Here is an 18050-nt window from a genome sequence, read left to right on the forward strand (position 1 = left end):
TCTCACTTAGTTTAGTTTTCTCTGTCGGTCGACCACCTCTCCAGGTGGCGACCTACGCTGTCAATTTCAATATCTCAATGAACTTTTTGTCTCTCTTTTGCTCGCCGACAGATCGTGTTCTGTAGTCACTCATTGTCTAAGCGGGTGCAAATGTACAACTCTTTTTTAATCCCGCAATACTTTTTTAAAAAAATATTTCAAAAATTTTTAAGAGCGTCGCTTTTGCCTTTCCGGACTTCTCTATCTGTCCTGCTAAGCGGGTGCAAATATAGACCGCTTTTTCGTTCCCGCAAATTAAAAAAGGAAGTTTTTTCAGTAATTCTTACAGAAAAATAATAACACTTTGAAAACTACATTTTTAGTAGCCAAAAAAATAATTATCTAAAAAATAGGTCTTCCTATCTAATGATTAAGACGTACTCTTTGCTAAAGCCCTGTGGCGGTGATTTTTGTAAAATAATAAAAGAGCGAACTACAAACATAACATGTTTTAAATTGTTATGCAACTGCCTGACTCTCTTACTTATTAACAGTCTTTTTGTTCCAATGCGCTTTTAAATCGAGATAGTCAATGGGAAAGGCGGGATTTTGCCGTTCCAAAATGTTTTCTTGAAAAGATCTTTCCAATATATCTTCTATTAAATAATCTTCCTTCACGTCAAACGGCCTGTACTCCTCTTTTAAGGAAATTTCAAAAAGGCTCGCTGTGGTGTTATACCAAAACGCCCTCCATCCGGTACGAAGCTCCTTGACCAGGTCAAATGCCGTGCGGCCGGTCTGCCTGTGAATTAGTTTTACCAGGATCTGTCCTTCGGTGTGTGTCAACTTTTTCAGCTTTTCCGAGAATTCTCCCTCTATGTATTTTTGGACGCGTTTTGTATATATCTTTCTATCTCTCTTTTTTTCAATCGTCTTCAATCTTTCAGTCATGGTTGTAAGACGCTCAGAAGCCAATTTTGCATAGGGATATACTTTCCGGGTCTTTCTGCGAAGAATGAGATAGCGCCTTCTGTCCTGCTCTGATTTAAACTTTAATCTGTCAAGTAAGATCACCTCATCCAGATCGATCATTTCCCTGGCTACCGTATCTCCTTCTATTATGTAGTACATCACTTCGGAAGAATCCTTTCGTTTTTTTAAATATTCGGTATCCGTCTGTCCATATAATGGATTAAGGCCAAAAATTATCAGACATATATATATGGGTGCTAAAATCTTCATTCACTTATTTCTTTATGCAAAGCTAACGTCATCCAAAAACGTTCCAAAAATAAGCAAATTGCCTTGTGGGTCTCCATAAGAAATCACTAATTTTACCGAAACTGTATCTTTTCAGAAAAATGAATTTATGACTACTTCAATATTAAATGACAAATCACTTGAATTTTTAGAGAAATACTTAAACAATGCTTCACCCACAGGCTATGAATGGGAGGGGCAAAAAATTTGGATGCACTATCTAAAACCCTATGTCGATGAATTTTTTACGGATACCTATGGAACAGCGGTAGGGGTAATCAATCCGAAAGCAAAATTTAAGGTGGTAATTGAGGGCCACGCCGATGAAATTTCGTGGTACGTTAATTATATATGCGACAACGGATTGCTTTACGTGATACGTAACGGGGGCAGTGACCATCAAATTGCTCCCTCTAAAATTGTAAATATCCATACAAAAAATGGTATTAGAAAAGGGGTGTTCGGTTGGCCAGCCATACATACACGCGACAAATCGAAAGAGGAAGCTCCTAAACCAGAAAACATATTTATTGATGTAGGTGCAAAGGATAAAGAGGAAGTTGAGAAAATGGGAATCCATGTGGGATGTGTTATTACCTATCCCGATCAATTCCATATTTTGAACGAAGACAAATTCGTGTGCCGCGCCCTCGACAATAGAATGGGCGGGTTTATGATAGCCGAAGTGGCAAGATTGCTTCACGAAAATAAAGCGAAACTTCCCTTTGGGCTTTATATCACAAATTCGGTACAGGAAGAAATCGGGCTCCGCGGAGCTGAAATGATTGCAGCACGCATAAAACCAAATATTGCGATCGTTACTGATGTTACCCACGATACCACTACCCCAATGATCGACAAAAAGAAGCAGGGCCTGGCAGAAATTGGCTGTGGTCCGGTGATTGCTTATGCCCCGGCAGTTCAGCAAAAACTGCGCGATCTGATAGTGGACACTGCTGAAAAGAAAATGATACCCTTCCAGCGGGCGGCGCTTTCTAGGGCCACAGGAACTGATACCGATGCCTTTGCATATAGCAATGGCGGCGTGGCAAGTGCCTTGATTTCGCTGCCACTGCGCTATATGCACACAACTGTGGAAATGGTGCATCGCGATGATGTGGAGAACGTCATCAAGCTTATTTATGAAACTTTACTCAATATTAAGGATGGGGATAGTTTTAGTTATTTTGTATAAATAAAGGTAAATGTAAGGGTATTCACACATTTCCATCTTAACAAAAAAAACCGCTACAAACATAAATTTGTAGCGGTTTCATTTTTGTTATATTTACCCCAAAATCCGGCCACTTTTGTTATTCAACTCCTTTTCCTTTGGATTGTTTCTTCCCATTACCCTCCTGCTCTACTGGGCTGTTGGTTTTAAAAGAATAAAAGCACAAAACTTTATTCTGCTCGCCGCGAGTTATTTCTTTTATGGGCTTTGGGATTGGCGATTCCTTTTTTTGATAATCGCCAGTTCCTTGGTAGATTATTTCGCCGCACTGGCCATCAAGGGAACTGAGAATGCGAATAGACAAAAAATGTTTCTTTACGGCAGTATCGTATGGAATTTGGGTGTACTCTTTCTCTTTAAGTATTATAACTTTTTTATTGATGAATTTGCACTGCTTTTTAATATGCAGCAGGGTGAATACGCTTTTAGTACGCTGAATTTGATACTTCCCGTAGGGCTCAGTTTTTATACTTTTCAAACAATGAGCTATACCATTGATGTATATAAAAACCGAATTGCCCCCACAAAAAATCTTCTCAATTTTTTGGGCTTCGTAGCCTTCTTTCCGCAACTGGTGGCGGGACCCATTGAAAAGGCTTCCGACTTGTTGCCACAGTTCAGCAAACAAAGATCGTTTGACACCACACAAGTAAAAGAAGGTCTGCGCCAAATCCTTTGGGGATTATTTAAAAAAATGGTGATTGCCGATAATGCCGCATACATTGTAAATATGGTATATGCTAGTCCCGAAAACTATGGAAGCCTTTCCTTGCTATATGCCTCGGTGCTCTTCTTTTTACAGATTTATGGCGACTTTTCGGGTTATTCAGACATTGCCATTGGTACGGCCAAGCTTTTCGGTTTCAAATTGAGCAAAAATTTCAATATTCCGTATTTGGCAAAAAGCGTTACCGAATTTTGGCAACGCTGGCATATTACCCTTACCCGTTGGTTTACAGATTATGTTTATTTTCCCATTATCCAAAAAAACCTGCGCAGCAATGTGCGCCGAAACATAGCCATTTTTTTAACCATGGGTTTGATCGGTCTTTGGCATGGTGCGGACTGGACATTTTTAGTATTTGGAATTTTTCAGGGATTCTTGATTGTCTTGGAAAGAATTCCTCTGCGGAATAATAGAAGATCCAGTTTTTATTATAAACCACTTAAGATGAAACCATTGTTTCCATTGTTTTCCGCACTTATCATCACCCTATCCTCCATTCTTTTTAGAAGCCAGAATATCAATGACGCTTGGCTAATAGTACAACGTATTCTAAGTTTTATCCCGAGTAGGGAAATAGGGATATTATTAAATAAATATTTTCTAACATTTACGGTTTGTATGCTTATTGCGGAAATTTTAACTCGCCGCAAAGATTTTCCATTGAGCCGAATTGATAGATACACCCGATCGCCAATACGCTGGGTCATTTATTATATGCTTATTTTTATTATTTTTCAATATGCCGGATTTAAAGAGGAGTTTATCTATTTCCAGTTTTAACAAAGCGCAGCGACGTTTTTTAAAAGACTGTGCGGTTTTCTTCGCACCTGTAATTATAGTATACTGTGTTTTGGAAATATTGGCTTTGCAGCTACCTATAAATTATAAAATCGTTGGTGAATATTTAGACTCCCATTCAGATAAGATTATGTTGATTGGTCTAGGTTCATCTCAGGTAAAATGCGGGTTCAATCCAGCGCTTTCCAATGTATCGGCCATTAATCTGGCTTCAAGTTCACAACACCATAAAGAAGACTTTCTTATCCTCAAGGGCACTATTGATAGATTGCCGAACTTAAAATATGTGCTGTTCGAAGTATCGTATATGCATTTGGAATTGCCCTACCATTCAAAGGATTATTGGAAAAACAACATTTACTTAAAATATTATGGGGTTAATACCTTTGAGAGAAACACTTATTTTAAGGACAGACTCGTCTACCTTTCTTATCCTCGTTTTTTTTCCTCCAAATTGAAGGATTACTATCTTCTTAGCAACAAAACAAATAAGTCAGAATTAAATGAATATGGTTTCGACACCAATAATTATTATGGGACTTTCCAAAAATTGCATTACGATCCCGACCAAATTAAGAATCAATTCTTCAAAATATATACTCGTGAAAATCTTGATATTTTTAAGAGCAATACAGCATACCTCTACAAAATGTTAGACTATATGCAAGCCAAAAAATTAAAAGTGATAATTGGCACTATGCCTTTGTATAAAAATTATATTAAAAGACGAAACCCAAGCGTAGTACGCCGTCGCGACAGTGTGCTTTCGGTAATTCTGAAAAAATACGACAACGTGGTTCTTCTAAACAAAGAGACTGATACCGTACATTTCAAAATAAAGGATTTTTTAAATGAAAACCACTTAAACCCCGATGGCGCAAAGAAATTCACAGCCTTAGTAAACCAAAAACTTGACAGCCTGAATTAATTGCGATTTAATTTTTCAAAATAAATTTTCGCCTCTCTTATTACCTTGGGAGCCAAAATTATGGTTGCCGTCATGGTCGGAATGGCCATCAACGCAAAGAAGGTATCAATCAAATTTATCATCATACTTAAAGAAGTGGTGGCTCCCACGAGAATGCTCAATATGTAGAAATAGTTATAAATCCCCTTGTTTTTTGCGCCAAACAGAAACGACATGCACTTGCTGCCGTAGTAGGAATATGAAAAAAGGGAAGAGATACTGAATATCGCAATACAGGCCAATAGTGCATACTTGCCGAAATATGGAATGCTTTCCTCAAAAGCAGAAGCCGTCAAGCTCACCCCATTTGCATCGCTGCTCTGCCAAACGCCCGTAACCAAGATTGCCAACGCTGTGAGCGTACAAATTATCAAAGTATCGATTGCCGGGCCAAGCATTGCTACCAGACCTTCGCGAATGGGCTCATTGGTTTTTGCCGCCCCGTGGGCCATGGGCGCCGTTCCTATCCCCGCCTCGTTTGAAAATGCCCCGCGCCGGATTCCCAAAAGAATGATACCCCCAACTACGCCTCCTAAAAACGCATCGCCCTTGTAGAAATTTGCGGAAAACGCATCGGAAAATATCAATCCAAAATATTTCGGTACTACGTCAATATGCACTGCAAGAATGATAAGGACCAAAACAAAATAAAGCAAGACCATTGCCGGTACCATCTTGGAAGCCGTTTTACTAATTCGGGAAAGACCTCCCAAAATTATAATGGCGGTTAACGAAGCCAAAACCAACCCTATAATTAAATCAGTTTTAAAACCGCTGTAAAGTCCCGCGGGTTTTAAAAGGATATCATTTATGGCTTGGGTAAGTTGATTCACATTAAAAACCGGCAGCGCGCCCACCAAGCCGGCAATACTGAACATTCCGGCCAACGGGAGCCATTTTTTCCCAAGACCTTCCGTTATAAAATACATCGGTCCCCCTTGAATGTTGCCCTCGCTGTCCTTTCCACGGTAAAGAATGGCGAGCGTAGCCGTAAAAAACTTGGTTGACATCCCAATCACCGCGCTCACCCACATCCAAAATACGGCTCCCGGTCCGCCAATGGCAATGGCAACGGCAACTCCCGCGATATTCCCCATTCCCACGGTGGCGGAAAGCGCAGTGGTCAAGGCCTGAAAATGTGTAATCTCGCCGGCATCGCTTTCATTATCATATTTTCCGCGTAGAACGGCGAGCGCGTGCCCCAAATAACGAAATGGCAGAAATTTAATTCGAATCAAGAGGTATAAACCGCCGCCTATCAAAATTATCAATAACGGCAAACCCCAAGCAAAGGAGGCCATTTCGGCAATAAAAGCGTCTATTTTCTTCAAGGGAAATGATTAAAGTCTTTACGAATGTAAGCTATAAATTTTTAAAATTAACTGGGAAATTGTTACTTGCAGCGCCAAATGAGACAACAGCCAACCATTTTCTTTCTATTTGTCACCTTAATTTCATTTGCCCAAAACCAAGGCGATTGGAAAAAAAGTGCCTTTACTTTTACTCCTGAAATTCTCGTGGGGCTTACTATGGAGGCCAATGACGGTTTCCCCGAAACAAAATTGCAAAAACAGCTTATTCTAAATTTTGGACGGTACCATAACAACAATCCCCAACAATGGGCACAACGTTTAAAGGCTCCCAAGACGGGCCTTTCCTTGGGAATAACCGATTTTGGAAACCGCGACAGCTTGGGAATTGCCATAAGCGCAATGCCTTTTATAGAATTTAAAGCCTTTGGAAGTGAAAAATGGAGTGTTCTTACAGGAATGGGCGCTTCCTATTTCACAAAAAAATTCAACGAAGAAACGAATCCACAAAACCAAGCGGTTACAACAGATATCACTTGGGCATTCCGAATGTACTTATATTACCAGTTTCTCTCCACCAAAGATTTGGACTGGCGGCTTGGCTTGGGATATTCACACCATTCCAACGGTCATACCCGCTTGTTGAACCAAGGATACAACTCATTTTTAGTGAGCCTTTCGGCAGACATAAAAAACCCATTGGGCCGTGCTGGGATTACTTCTCATGAAAAATTTCCAGAGTACCAAAAATCGGTTTATAGTTATATCGCTGTGCGGGGCGGACTTGGGCAAAATGTGTTTGCGCTGGCCTTTAACGATAAGAGAAACGTTTACACCATTGCGGGTGAATATGGTCGAGTTTATAATAATACCTTTAAAATCGGCTTGGGTTTTTATTATCGCTTCTACCAGCACTATTACGATTATATCAACGGCAACGAATCTTTGGTGCAGGCCGGAAGGGAGTTTGATTATTTCAAGGGCAATCCCTGGTATTATGCTTCCAATTTGGGTATAACCGTACACGGCGAAATATTCCTAAACCACGTGGGGATTGATTTGCAATTGGGTTACAACCTGCACAAACCGGCATACAAGCTCGAGTGGCGCATTAACGAAGGCTGGGACAATACCCCAAGGGAAATCCCAAAAAGTTGGGTTTTGGGAGAACTGGATGGGAGCTATAAAAAGAAACACCGTATTTCTTCCAGATTAGGGCTTAAATATTATTTGATAGGAATGGAACAAGCGCCGAAAAACAATTTCTACGTTGGTGCCCACCTCAACGCAAATCTTGGACAAGCTGATTTTACAGAGCTTAGTTTAGGATATGTGTACAGTTTTAACCATCGGGCACAAAATTAAAAACCCCTTTCCGTGTAAGGGAAAAGGGTCTTCAAACTAACAAAAATTCAAGCAAACAATTACTTTGACAAAATCAATCTATGGGTAGATGTTGATGTTTCAGAAATAACTTTAATAATATATACTCCATTGGCATAACTACTGAAATCAAGATCGGTTTCGCCCACATTGCCTTTTACCTCACGAACAACTTTTCCAGAACCTAATTCAATAATAACGATGTTTATTTCTGTTCCAAAAGTTGTTGGAATTTTAGCGGTAGCAATACCTCTAGACGGGTTTGGATAGATTATGATTCCACTTCCACCTTCTGTAATATCTTCAATAGAAAGTAAAATGGTTTGCGCCTCAAAAGCTCCAATATCCCGAATTCCTTCAAAAACTGTTTGATCAATTTGATCATTAAACAAATCGGCCGGATCGCCTGCATTATATGCCAAGGAACCTAATAAAAGCTCGTGGGTTGAAGTAGCACCTCCGTTATTTTGAAGCGGGCCAAGCATTGGATCTACTTCTTCAATATCGTTAGCCTGCTCAGGGAAAGCGTTTGCGTCGTCCATTCCAATTAAATTGTAATCATTCGATACAAAATTTCCATTCACATCAACTCCAGAAATTCCTGTATTGAGAGCAACCAAAGTATTTTTTAAAGAAGTTGTAGTTTCACTTTGAATACCACCTCCGTCAGCAAGAGCGTTGTTCATTGCCACGGTTACAGCATTTAAATCAAAACTTGCTCCGTTGTTGTAAATTCCAGCTCCAGCGCCGTTGGCCGTATTGGTTGAAATAGTACTTCGCATAACCATTACATCTCCACCAGAAGCATTGTGAATACCACCACCAGAACTTGTTGCTCCGCTTGCTGTATTATTTGAAATGGTTGAAGTAACAACTTCTAACATTCCGCCATTGTTGAAAATTCCAGCACCACCATCATCTACGGCTGTACCGAATGAACTGTTGCCGTCGATTGTTGTAGTGTCAATATTCATCATTGTTCCACTTTGGTTCCAAAGTCCGCCGCCTTCGCGAGCAGCCTCATTTCCTGAAACTGTACTTCCGGAAATCGTGATTAAACCACTATTTCCGGTTACGTGCAGACCACCACCGTTTCCGGGAGCAGCCGTTCCTGCTGTTCCATTAACGTCGTTATCGGTCATCTCAGAATTTGTGAATGTAAGTGTCCCGTCAATCAATTCAATAGCACCACCAGCTCTATTTGCTGAATTTCCACTTAATGAAGAATCTGTAATTGTAACATCACCCGCAGTACTCAACAATCCACCTCCAGAACCTGAAGCTCCAATTGAAAGGTTGTTTGTGATTGAAGTTCCGTTAACAATATTCAGTGTTCCGCCATTGTTAAAAACTCCACCTCCACCGTTGTCGGCGTCGGCTCCTTGAGCTATGTTGGCATCAATCATCATTCCGTCAACAGTCATAATTCCAGCACCGTTCCAAAGCGCACCACCTTCGGCACCTGCAATATTTCCAGTTGCAGAACCACCTGTTATGTTTGAATCACCAGCGCCTGTAATATGAAGTCCTCCTCCATTTCCTGGTGATGCGGAAGTTGTGTTTGAAGTGAAAATTACATTCGTAAGATTCAACTCACTTCCTGCAATTGAATTTTCTTCAATTGCACCACCGGCACGCATTGAAGTGTTTTCACTTAATTCAGAATCTGAAACAGTTAATGATCCAAGATTATTCAGAATACCACCGCCAGAACCTGAAGTTCCATCTGCAATGTTATTTGAAATGGTGGCATTCATAACAACCAATGTTCCCATTTCGTTAAAAATACCTCCACCACCTTGGTCGGCATCGGCCCCACTTGCGGTATTTCCATCAACAGTTGTTCCGTCGATCGTCATAATTCCTGAGCCGTTCCAATATGCACCACCTTCAGCTGAAGCAGTGTTTCCGCTTGCAGTTCCGCCAGTAATGTTTGAGTCACCGGGACCAGTAATATGAACTCCACCACCGTTTCCAGGCGCTGAAGCTGTACTGTTGTTCATTAAATTTGTATTTGTCAGGGTCAAAAGGCTTCCAGCAACAGACTTTTCTTCGATTGCACCACCGGCACGCATTGAAGTATTTCCGGTCAAATCTGAATCTGTAACTGTAAGTGTTCCTTCATTATTAAAAATTCCACCACCGGAACCAGCGGCTCCATCAGCGATGTTATTTGAAATTGTAGCATTCAAAACATTTAAAGTACCGCCATTGTTGAAAATACCTGCGCCACCATCATCGGCCATAGGACCGCTAGCAATGTTTGCATCAATTGTAGTTCCATCAACAGTCATAATACCAGCTCCATTCCAAAGTCCACCACCTTCTCTAGATGCAGTGTTTCCACTTACGTTTCCGCCAGTAATGTTTGAATCGCCAGCACCAGATATATGAAGTCCACCCCCGTTTCCTGGAGCAGACGCTGTGCTGTTATTTATCAAATCTGAATTTGTAATGGTCAGCAAGCTTCCCGCAATTGAATTTTCCTCGATTGCACCACCGGCACGCATTGAAGTGTTTCCACTTAATTCAAAATCAGAAACTGTCAAACTTCCAAGATTATTCAAAATACCTCCGCCAGAACCTGCAGTTCCGTTTGCGATATTATTGCTGATGGTTGTTCCATTTTGAACAATTAAAGTACTTCCTTCATTGAAAATACCGCCACCACCTTGGTCTGCGTCGTTTCCGCTTGCAGTGTTTCCATCTATAGTAACATTATCCACGGTCATTGTTCCACTTCCATTCCACAAACCGCCACCTTCTGCTTTGGCTGTATTTCCGTTTACGGTACCATTTGTTATCGTGGCAATTCCGGGACCTGTTATATGAAATCCACCTCCGTTTCCGGGCGCATTTCCAACAGTATTATTGTCCAAGTTTGTATTCAAAAGTGTAACAGTTCCCGGAGTTACGGAAGAATTGTCTTCAATACCACCACCTGCTCTTTTTGCTGAATTGTTTGAAATATTAGAGTCATTAACGGTTAAAGAACCTCCATCCACATTTTGGATTCCACCCCCAGAGCCAGCAGTTCCGGTTGCAGCATTGTTAGATATAGTTGAAGAATTCTGAACGATTAAAGTACCTCCATTATTAAAGATACCTCCACCCCCGTTTGTCCCGTCATCCCCAGCAGCTTGATTGCTATCCAATAAAGTGCCATCAACAGTCATTGTACTTCCTACTTGGTTCCAAAGACCACCACCTTCGCTTGCTGCATCGTTATTGGTGAGGGTACTTCCTGTAATGTTTATAGTTGCAACAGCTGTAACGTGCACTCCACCACCATTTCCAGGATTTGGTGTACCTGCGGCGATATCTGCTTTGTTTCCAATTAAAGAAGCATTTGTAATATCTAATGTTCCAGCAACAATTTCAACACCTCCGCCAGCGCGGTTTGCGGCATTTCCATCAATCATAGTACCTGTAATAGTAACTGCGCCGTCAGTAGTTAAAATTCCACCACCAGAACCTGATACGCCGTTAGCAAGATTACTTTGAATAGTTCCATCGGTAACATTAAGATCACCACCATTGTTATAAATTCCTCCACCCCCGGCTCCGCTGATGGCTTTATTCAAATCAATCATAGAATTTGTAACACTAATTGTGCTTCCAGCTTGGTTCCAAAGACCTCCACCTTGATTGAATGCCATATTTGCAGAAACAGTAGCATCATTTATAGAAGTTGTGGTAGCTCCTGAAATATGTATTCCGCCACCATTTCCTGGGTTTGGAGTTCCAGCTGTTCCGTTTACATCATTAAAAGCAATTGAAGTTCCATTAAGATTTAATGTGCCGTCAACTACTTCAATTCCACCTCCTGCGCGATTCGCATAATTTTGAAGGATTAAAATATTAGCAATCGTAACAGTTCCTGCAGTAGATAAAATACCACCCCCAGAACCCGAGGCTCCATTGGCCATATTATTATTTATGGAAGTTCCCGCAAGAATGTCCAACCTTCCTCCATCATTATAGATTCCTCCACCACCATTGTCGGCATTTGCACCGCTGGCGATGTTATTGGTAACTGGCACTCCGTCTACCGTCATTGTTCCGCCACCATTCCAAAGACCGCCACCTTCAGCAGCGGCTATGTTTGCGTCAACAGTTCCACCGGTAATTGTTGCGTTTCCGGTTCCACCAACGTGAAGTCCACCACCATTTCCGGGGGCAGCAACCGCCGGGGCAACACCTGCATCATTAGTATCTAAAGTTGTTCCAGACATTGTTAATGTTCCTGCAGCGATTTCAATTCCACCACCTGCACGGTTTGATATATTACTTGTGATAATTGCATCGGTTACGGTTACATCGCCACCTGTACTGTGAATTCCACCACCAGAACCAGCAGTTCCGTCAGCTTTATTGTTTGTTATTTCAGTTCCTGCAAGAACATTCAATGTTCCTCCGTTATTGAACAATGCGCCCCCACCATCATCGGCTAGAGCTCCACTCGCTGAATTTCCAGTCAAAACTGTTGCTTCAATCGTCATAATTCCAGCATTGTTCCACAATCCACCACCTTCTTGGGCAGCTTGGTTATTTTCAATTGTACTGTTTGAAATATCTGCATTTGTAGTTCCTGAAAGGTGAATAGCTCCACCGTTTCCAGGATTTGCCATATTTCCCAACCCGATATTTACACCTGCTGAATTCCCATTTAAAGTAACACCATCCAATGTTAAAGTATTTCCTGAAGCATCTTCAATAGCACCCCCGGCACGACTTGCGTAGTTTCCTGAAATTGTACTTCCGGTTGCCACATTCAACGTGCCTCCAGTATTGTTGAACAAAGCGCCACCACGTCCCCCGGGAGTAGCTCCCATTGCAGCGTTAGCAGTTAAAGTGGTAGCGGCATCAACATTTAGAGTTCCTCCATTGTTAAAAATTCCACCACCGCCGGTTGCATCTCCAGTTGCTTTATTTCCTGTTATCGTAGTTCCAGAAACGGTCATCGTTCCCGTGCCATTCCATAGTCCACCACCTTCAAAGGCGATGTTGTTTGTTATACTTCCCCCGTTATAATTTACATTTCCGGGACCGCTAATGTGAAGTCCTCCTCCATTACCTGGAGCTGGAGCGTTCGCAGTATTTTGATTCATTACAACATTATTGAATGTAAAAGTTTCACCCATAGCAGAATTCAATTCAATCGCACCACCTGCCCTGTTTGCTGTGTTATCTTCAAAATTAACACCATCAACAACTAAAGTTCCTGGGGTAAGATTAAAAATTCCACCACCAGAACCAGCGGTTCCGCTTACTACATTTCGCACTACTTGAGTTCCTGGGGCAAGAATAAGTGTTCCTCCGTTATTGAAGATTCCTCCACCACCATTATCAGAAGCATTACCTGCGGCAGTATTAAAATCAATAAAGGTATCTCCAAAAATTACATCTCCGGCTTGAACGGTCATCGTTCCGCCGTTATTCCACAAACCACCCCCTTCAGAAGCGGCTGCATTCAAAAACACAATTCCGCTTAGGGTTACGTTGGCCGAATTGCCCGTTACGTGAAGTCCTCCTCCATTTCCCGGATTTGGAGTTCCGCCTGTTGCAGTTCCGTTTACGTCATTGAATATTAATTGTAAATCAACAAGGTTTGCTGTTCCATCAATAATTTCAATTCCTCCACCAGCGCGGTTTGCACCGTTTGAAGTAAGCGCCGCGGAATTGATATTCAATGTTCCCGAAGTACTCAAAATAGCTCCTCCAGATCCAGAGGTTCCTGTGGCTATATTGCTAAAAATATCTGCGAAGGAGTCAATATTCATCGTTCCTCCATCATTGTAAAGAGCGCCGCCGCCTTGATCAGGATCGTTTCCCTTGGCTTCGTTTCCACTCAATTCGGTATCGCTTCCGGTTATGGTCATTATTCCGGTGCCGTTCCAAAGCCCACCACCTTCAACGGCCGTGTTATTCTGTACAATACAATCTGTAAATGTAGAATTTCCGACCCCGCTTATGTGGAAAGCCCCACCATTTCCGGGCGCCGTCCCGCCTATGGCAGTGTTATTTACAAAATTGGAATTGGTAAAGGAAATCATACCGGCAGAATTGGTTTCTACTGCACCCCCCGCACGCACTGCGGAATTACCCGCAAATGTGCTATTGGAAACTATTAAAATCCCAGAGGAATTTACAAAAATCGCTCCTCCACTTCCAGCCGTAGCCGTTGCGGTGTTTGAATTGAATTCGCTATCGGTTACTGTGGAATTTGCAACATTATTCAGATATAATGCTCCGCCGCCATTTATGCCCTGGGCTTCATTGTTTGTGAATACACAATTGGAAACATCAAAAGTTCCCGCGTTTTGCGCAACCACACTTCCGCCATTGGCATTGCTCGTAAAATTCTGAAAAGTCAATTGATCCAAACTTCCAGAAACATCCACAAACCGTAATGCACGATTGTTTGCATTTGTTCCATCGATTACTGTACTGCCGTCCGCATTTCCAGTAATTACTAATTCATCGTTTACAACTATTTGTCCCGCAGTTAGTAGAACCGTAATTGCAGGATCAAAAGTTATAAAAGAAGGTGTAAAGGCATCAGAATTGGCCTGATTGATTGCATTCCGAAGCGTTCCAGCGCCACTATTGGCCCCGCTCGTGACATTATAGGTCTGCCCAATGGCGATTCCCGTAGTCATTAAAATTGAAACCAATATTAAAAGGTTTCGCGTAAAAATGTTTCTCATAATTTAAGATTTAAGTTAGCAGTCTTTTTTTTCAAATTTTTTGAAAACCACTTTACGTCAAAAAACAAAACGTGCAACAAGCCGGGGCCCTTTGCACGTTTATATTCTTTCTATGAAATTTGTCCGTAAAGTTGCTTTCATCCAATTCTGGTTAATTAATAATAATCCCGAAGTGGTTTATTCGGGATTTACTATTACTTACGAAGGAAAGCAGGTTCTGGTTTTACTTTATTATAAATTAGACAGTTAAATTGGCCGATTTTAATAAGGGAAGTAAGTGATTGTAAGGATTTGGTCAGCTGAATTAATTTTCAGAAACACAAAATTTAAATAATGCTTTTGTAAAGAAATACCAATAAAAAAGCCTCCGAAAAGAGGCCTAAGTTTAAATTGAAGATGAATTGTTTACTTTAAATATTCCAATACGTTTTTTTCAATACGCTCGTGGATGTTGGAAACATCGGCCTTTATAAATTTTTCGCCTGTAATGTTTTCGTAAAGCTCAATATATCTTTCCGAAACAGTTTCAATATATTCATCGCTCATAAATGGAACTTTTTGCCCCTCCAATCCCTGAAAACCATTTTGAATCAACCATTGGCGTACAAACTCTTTCGAAAGTTGTTTCTGTGGTTCATTGTTTTTTTGCCTTTCTTCGTAGCCTTCCGCGTAAAAATAGCGGGATGAATCAGGGGTGTGGATTTCATCAATAAGAACTATTTTTCCATCCTTCGTTTTTCCGAATTCATATTTGGTATCCACCAAAATCAACCCTCTTTTTGCAGCAATCTCGCTACCACGCTGAAAAAGTTTTCGGGTATAATCTTCCAACTGAAGATAATCTGCTTCGGAAACAATTCCTCGTTTCAAAATATCTTCACGCGAAATATCTTCGTCGTGATCGCCCATTTCGGCTTTGGTGGCAGGCGTGATAATTGGTTGCGGAAATTTATCGTTTTCCTTCATTTCATCGGGCATAGTAACCCCACAAAGTATTCTCTTTCCAGCTTTATATTCACGAGCGGCGTGACCACTCATATAGCCACGGATTACCATTTCAACTTTAAAAGGTTCGCAAGCCTCACCAATAGCAACGTTTGGATCGGGTGTAGCTATCAACCAATTGGGCACCAAATCTTGCGTATCGCGCATCATTTTAGTTGCAATTTGGTTCAAAATTTGGCCTTTATATGGAATTCCCTTCGGCATCACTACATCAAAGGCACTCAACCTGTCGGTGGCAATCATTAAAAGTATATTGTTTTCCAAAGTATAGACTTCGCGGACCTTTCCGTGGTAAACACTTTTCTGTCCGGGGAAATTGAAATCTGTTGAAATTATGGTATTACTCATTTTGATTTTAGATATACGATTTTCGATTTAAAAATTGGAATTTGGAGTTTAATATTTTGGGATTTCTTAATCTACGTTCTCAATTTTCTTATAGGCGGCAATTACTTCTTTCACCAAACGGTGGCGGATTACGTCTTTGTCGTCCAAATATATAATTCCCACCCCTTTCACATCCTTTAAAACCAGTAAGGCTTCCTTTAAACCCGAAATCACGCGCCGCGGAAGGTCAATCTGTCCGGGATCGCCCGTAATCATAAACTTGGCATTTTTTCCCATACGGGTCAAAAACATCTTCATTTGCGCGTGGGTAGTGTTTTGGGCTTCGTCCAAAATTACAAAGGCATTGTCCAAAGTACGGCCGCGCATAAATGCCAAGGGCGCAATCTGAATGACGCCCGTCTCAATATGTGATGCCAGCTTTTCCGCCGGTATCATATCGCGAAGGGCATCGTATAGCGGCTGCATGTACGGATCAAGCTTTTCTTTTAAATCGCCCGGAAGGAAACCCAGATTCTCCCCAGCCTCCACCGCAGGCCTTGTTAAGATAATGCGCTTTACTTCTTTATCTTTCAGTGCTTTAACAGCAAGTGCAACACCAGTATATGTTTTTCCAGTTCCGGCGGGACCCACTGCAAAAACCATGTCGTTTTTGCGCATAAGCTCAACCAATTTCCGTTGGTTTGCCGTTTGTGCCTTTACAGGTTTTCCGCTCACCCCGTGCACTATCACTTCCTTATTATTGAATTCGGGAGTTTCGTAATCTTCCTTGCTACGGCTCAACAGTACACGCTCAATTACGTTCTCGTCAATTTTGTTGTATTTCATATATTGCTCGAGCAGCATGGTAATGCGCCTATCAAACTCCTCCAGCACGTCCTCATCGCCATAGGCCTTTATTTTATTGCCGCGGGCAACGATTTTAAGTTTTGGAAAATACTTCTTAAGAAGGTCAATATTAGCGTTTTCAAGTCCGAAGAATTCCCTTGGACTGATCTCTGTAAGTTCGATGATAAGTTCGTTCAAAAGGCGTGCTTTTTTATTATTTGGAATATGCAAAAAATAGTTTTGCCACTAACAAAAGTAACCTATTTTTGTGGTAAATCTTTTAAGAAAATATCAACAATCATTTTATGCCCATAATCACGCTTACTACCGACTTTGGAGAGAAAGATCACTTTGTTGGCGCAGTAAAGGGAGCCATCTATACCGAAATGGAAGATGCCAAAATTGTTGATATCTCGCACCAGGTTTCACCCTTCCATCTGCATGAGGCGGCGTATATCATCCAAAATGCCTACAAAAGCTTTCCTTCGGGAAGCATACACGTAATTGGGGTCGATTCTGAATTGAACCCAGAAAATAAGCACATTGCGGTTTTTATGGACGGCCATTATTTTGTGTGTGCGGACAACGGCATTATCTCTATGCTCACTTCGGAAATACGACCCGAAAAAATAGTTGAAATAAACATTCACGATCGCATTATAAGTAATTTCCCGGTACTCGATGTTTTTGTAAAAGTCGCTGGCCACATTGCCCGCGGCGGAACGCTGGAGGTAATTGGAAAGCCCATTTCTGAAATAAAGGAGCTAACGGGCATTCGCCCCGTGGTAAACAACAACGAAAGCCAAATAATCGGCAATGTTATCTATATTGACAACTACGGAAATGTGATCAGCAACATTAGCAGAAAGCTGTTTGAAAGCGTGGGTAAGGGAAGGGACTTTTTAATTAACGCACGTTCTGAGAAATTCAATAAAATACACACACATTACAGTGATGCCATTAACTTTGGGCAGCCACCCGAAAAACGCGAGGAGGACGGAAAGCGACTGGCGCTTTGGAATTCATCACAGTTTTTGGAACTGGCCATTTATAAGAGCAATCCCACTTCAGTTGGTGGCGCTGCGAGCTTGTTTGGGCTTGAGTTTCGCGATACCATCACGATTAATTTTATTTCGGAAGGGGTTAAGGGTTAGGTGATAAGTGTTAAGCGTTAAGTGTTAAGTGTTAAGTGTTAAGTGGAAAATATGTTTACAAGAATAGTTAAAATGGAGTTTGAAAAGGAGAATATCCCTGCATTTCTGGCTAATTTTGAAACGGTGAAAGAAAAAATCCGAAATTTCCCGGGCTGCACTTTTCTGGAACTTTACAAGGATAAGAATGACGAAACAATCTTTTTCACCTACAGCCGTTGGAATGAGGAAGCCGATTTGGAAAACTATAGAACAAGTGAACTTTTCAAAAACGTTTGGAGTGTTACAAAACCGATGTTTAAATCAAAAGCGGAAGCATGGAGTGTAGACACTTTACATTCCTTAAAATAATT

11 protein-coding genes are annotated in these 18050 nt (G+C 41.3%); 6 read left to right on the forward strand and 5 right to left on the reverse strand.

All coding sequences use genetic code 11. The features are described from left to right. Positions 1 to 519 precede the first annotated feature (519 nt). The gene (locus MB09_RS04955) at positions 520 to 1221 is read right to left on the reverse strand and encodes a DUF4294 domain-containing protein (RefSeq protein WP_045079798.1); all 702 of its coding nucleotides are present in this window, start codon (positions 1219 to 1221) and stop codon (positions 520 to 522) included. A 127-nt stretch (positions 1222 to 1348) separates the two neighbouring features. Here MB09_RS04955 and MB09_RS04960 point away from each other — a divergent pair, with 127 nt between their 5' ends. The 3 genes from MB09_RS04960 to MB09_RS04970 all read left to right on the forward strand — a co-directional run bounded on the left by MB09_RS04960 (position 1349) and on the right by MB09_RS04970 (position 4926). Then, positions 1349 to 2434 carry a M42 family metallopeptidase gene (locus MB09_RS04960; RefSeq protein ID WP_045079799.1) on the forward strand — a complete coding sequence of 362 codons (1086 nt, stop codon included), beginning with the start codon at positions 1349 to 1351 and terminating at the stop codon, positions 2432 to 2434. Between the two features lie 115 nt (positions 2435 to 2549). Beyond that, positions 2550 to 3980: an MBOAT family O-acyltransferase gene (locus tag MB09_RS04965; protein WP_045079800.1), complete on the forward strand. Its 1431-nt coding sequence runs from the start codon at positions 2550 to 2552 to the stop codon at positions 3978 to 3980. A gap of 85 nt (positions 3981 to 4065) precedes the next feature. Then, complete coding sequence (locus tag MB09_RS04970) at positions 4066 to 4926, forward strand: hypothetical protein (protein WP_131459827.1); 861 nt, start codon at positions 4066 to 4068, stop codon at positions 4924 to 4926. On the opposite strand, the gene MB09_RS04975 is transcribed toward MB09_RS04970, so the two are convergent. Next, positions 4923 to 6296 carry an alanine/glycine:cation symporter family protein gene (locus MB09_RS04975; protein WP_045079802.1) on the reverse strand — a complete coding sequence of 458 codons (1374 nt, stop codon included), beginning with the start codon at positions 6294 to 6296 and terminating at the stop codon, positions 4923 to 4925. The two genes, MB09_RS04970 and MB09_RS04975, sit on opposite strands and share 4 nt — an antisense overlap. Before the next feature lie 78 nt (positions 6297 to 6374). Between MB09_RS04975 and MB09_RS04980 the strand changes: the two genes are divergently transcribed. Then, entirely contained in the window at positions 6375 to 7640 is a 1266-nt protein-coding gene (locus tag MB09_RS04980; protein WP_045079803.1) for an acyloxyacyl hydrolase, read from the forward strand. Positions 7641 to 7699: 59 nt separating this feature from the next. Here MB09_RS04980 and MB09_RS04985 read toward each other — a convergent pair whose 3' ends face one another. The 3 genes from MB09_RS04985 to MB09_RS05000 all read right to left on the reverse strand — a co-directional run bounded on the left by MB09_RS04985 (position 7700) and on the right by MB09_RS05000 (position 16744). Further along, complete coding sequence (locus MB09_RS04985) at positions 7700 to 14368, reverse strand: right-handed parallel beta-helix repeat-containing protein (RefSeq protein WP_052671293.1); 6669 nt, start codon at positions 14366 to 14368, stop codon at positions 7700 to 7702. A 405-nt stretch (positions 14369 to 14773) separates the two neighbouring features. Beyond that, the gene (locus MB09_RS04995; RefSeq protein WP_045079805.1) at positions 14774 to 15721 is read right to left on the reverse strand and encodes a phosphoribosylaminoimidazolesuccinocarboxamide synthase; all 948 of its coding nucleotides are present in this window, start codon (positions 15719 to 15721) and stop codon (positions 14774 to 14776) included. Positions 15722 to 15787: 66 nt separating this feature from the next. Next, a complete protein-coding gene (locus MB09_RS05000) occupies positions 15788 to 16744 on the reverse strand; it encodes a PhoH family protein (RefSeq protein ID WP_045080159.1) in 957 nt (318 codons plus the stop codon). 107 nt (positions 16745 to 16851) lie between these two features. Here MB09_RS05000 and MB09_RS05005 point away from each other — a divergent pair, with 107 nt between their 5' ends. Both MB09_RS05005 and MB09_RS05010 read left to right on the forward strand, forming a co-directional pair. Continuing rightward, complete coding sequence (locus MB09_RS05005; protein WP_045079806.1) at positions 16852 to 17700, forward strand: SAM hydrolase/SAM-dependent halogenase family protein; 849 nt, start codon at positions 16852 to 16854, stop codon at positions 17698 to 17700. 51 nt (positions 17701 to 17751) lie between these two features. Next, on the forward strand, positions 17752 to 18048 hold the full coding sequence (locus MB09_RS05010; RefSeq protein WP_045079807.1) for a putative quinol monooxygenase: 297 nt from the start codon (positions 17752 to 17754) through the stop codon (positions 18046 to 18048). Positions 18049 to 18050: the final 2 nt, after the last annotated feature.

This window comes from Aequorivita vladivostokensis, from assembly GCF_000952855.1.
In the GTDB taxonomy this organism is placed as follows: Bacteria; Bacteroidota; Bacteroidia; order Flavobacteriales; family Flavobacteriaceae; genus Aequorivita; species Aequorivita vladivostokensis.

Coding starts and splice junctions, on each gene's coding strand:
- MB09_RS04955 (WP_045079798.1), bottom strand. CDS start 1,221: ATGAAGATTTTAGCACCCATATATATATGTCTGATAATTTTTGGCCTT.
- MB09_RS04960 (WP_045079799.1), top strand. CDS start 1,349: ATGACTACTTCAATATTAAATGACAAATCACTTGAATTTTTAGAGAAA.
- MB09_RS04980 (WP_045079803.1), top strand. CDS start 6,375: ATGAGACAACAGCCAACCATTTTCTTTCTATTTGTCACCTTAATTTCA.
- MB09_RS04985 (WP_052671293.1), bottom strand. CDS start 14,368: ATGAGAAACATTTTTACGCGAAACCTTTTAATATTGGTTTCAATTTTA.
- MB09_RS04995 (WP_045079805.1), bottom strand. CDS start 15,721: ATGAGTAATACCATAATTTCAACAGATTTCAATTTCCCCGGACAGAAA.
- MB09_RS05005 (WP_045079806.1), top strand. CDS start 16,852: ATGCCCATAATCACGCTTACTACCGACTTTGGAGAGAAAGATCACTTT.
- MB09_RS05010 (WP_045079807.1), top strand. CDS start 17,752: ATGTTTACAAGAATAGTTAAAATGGAGTTTGAAAAGGAGAATATCCCT.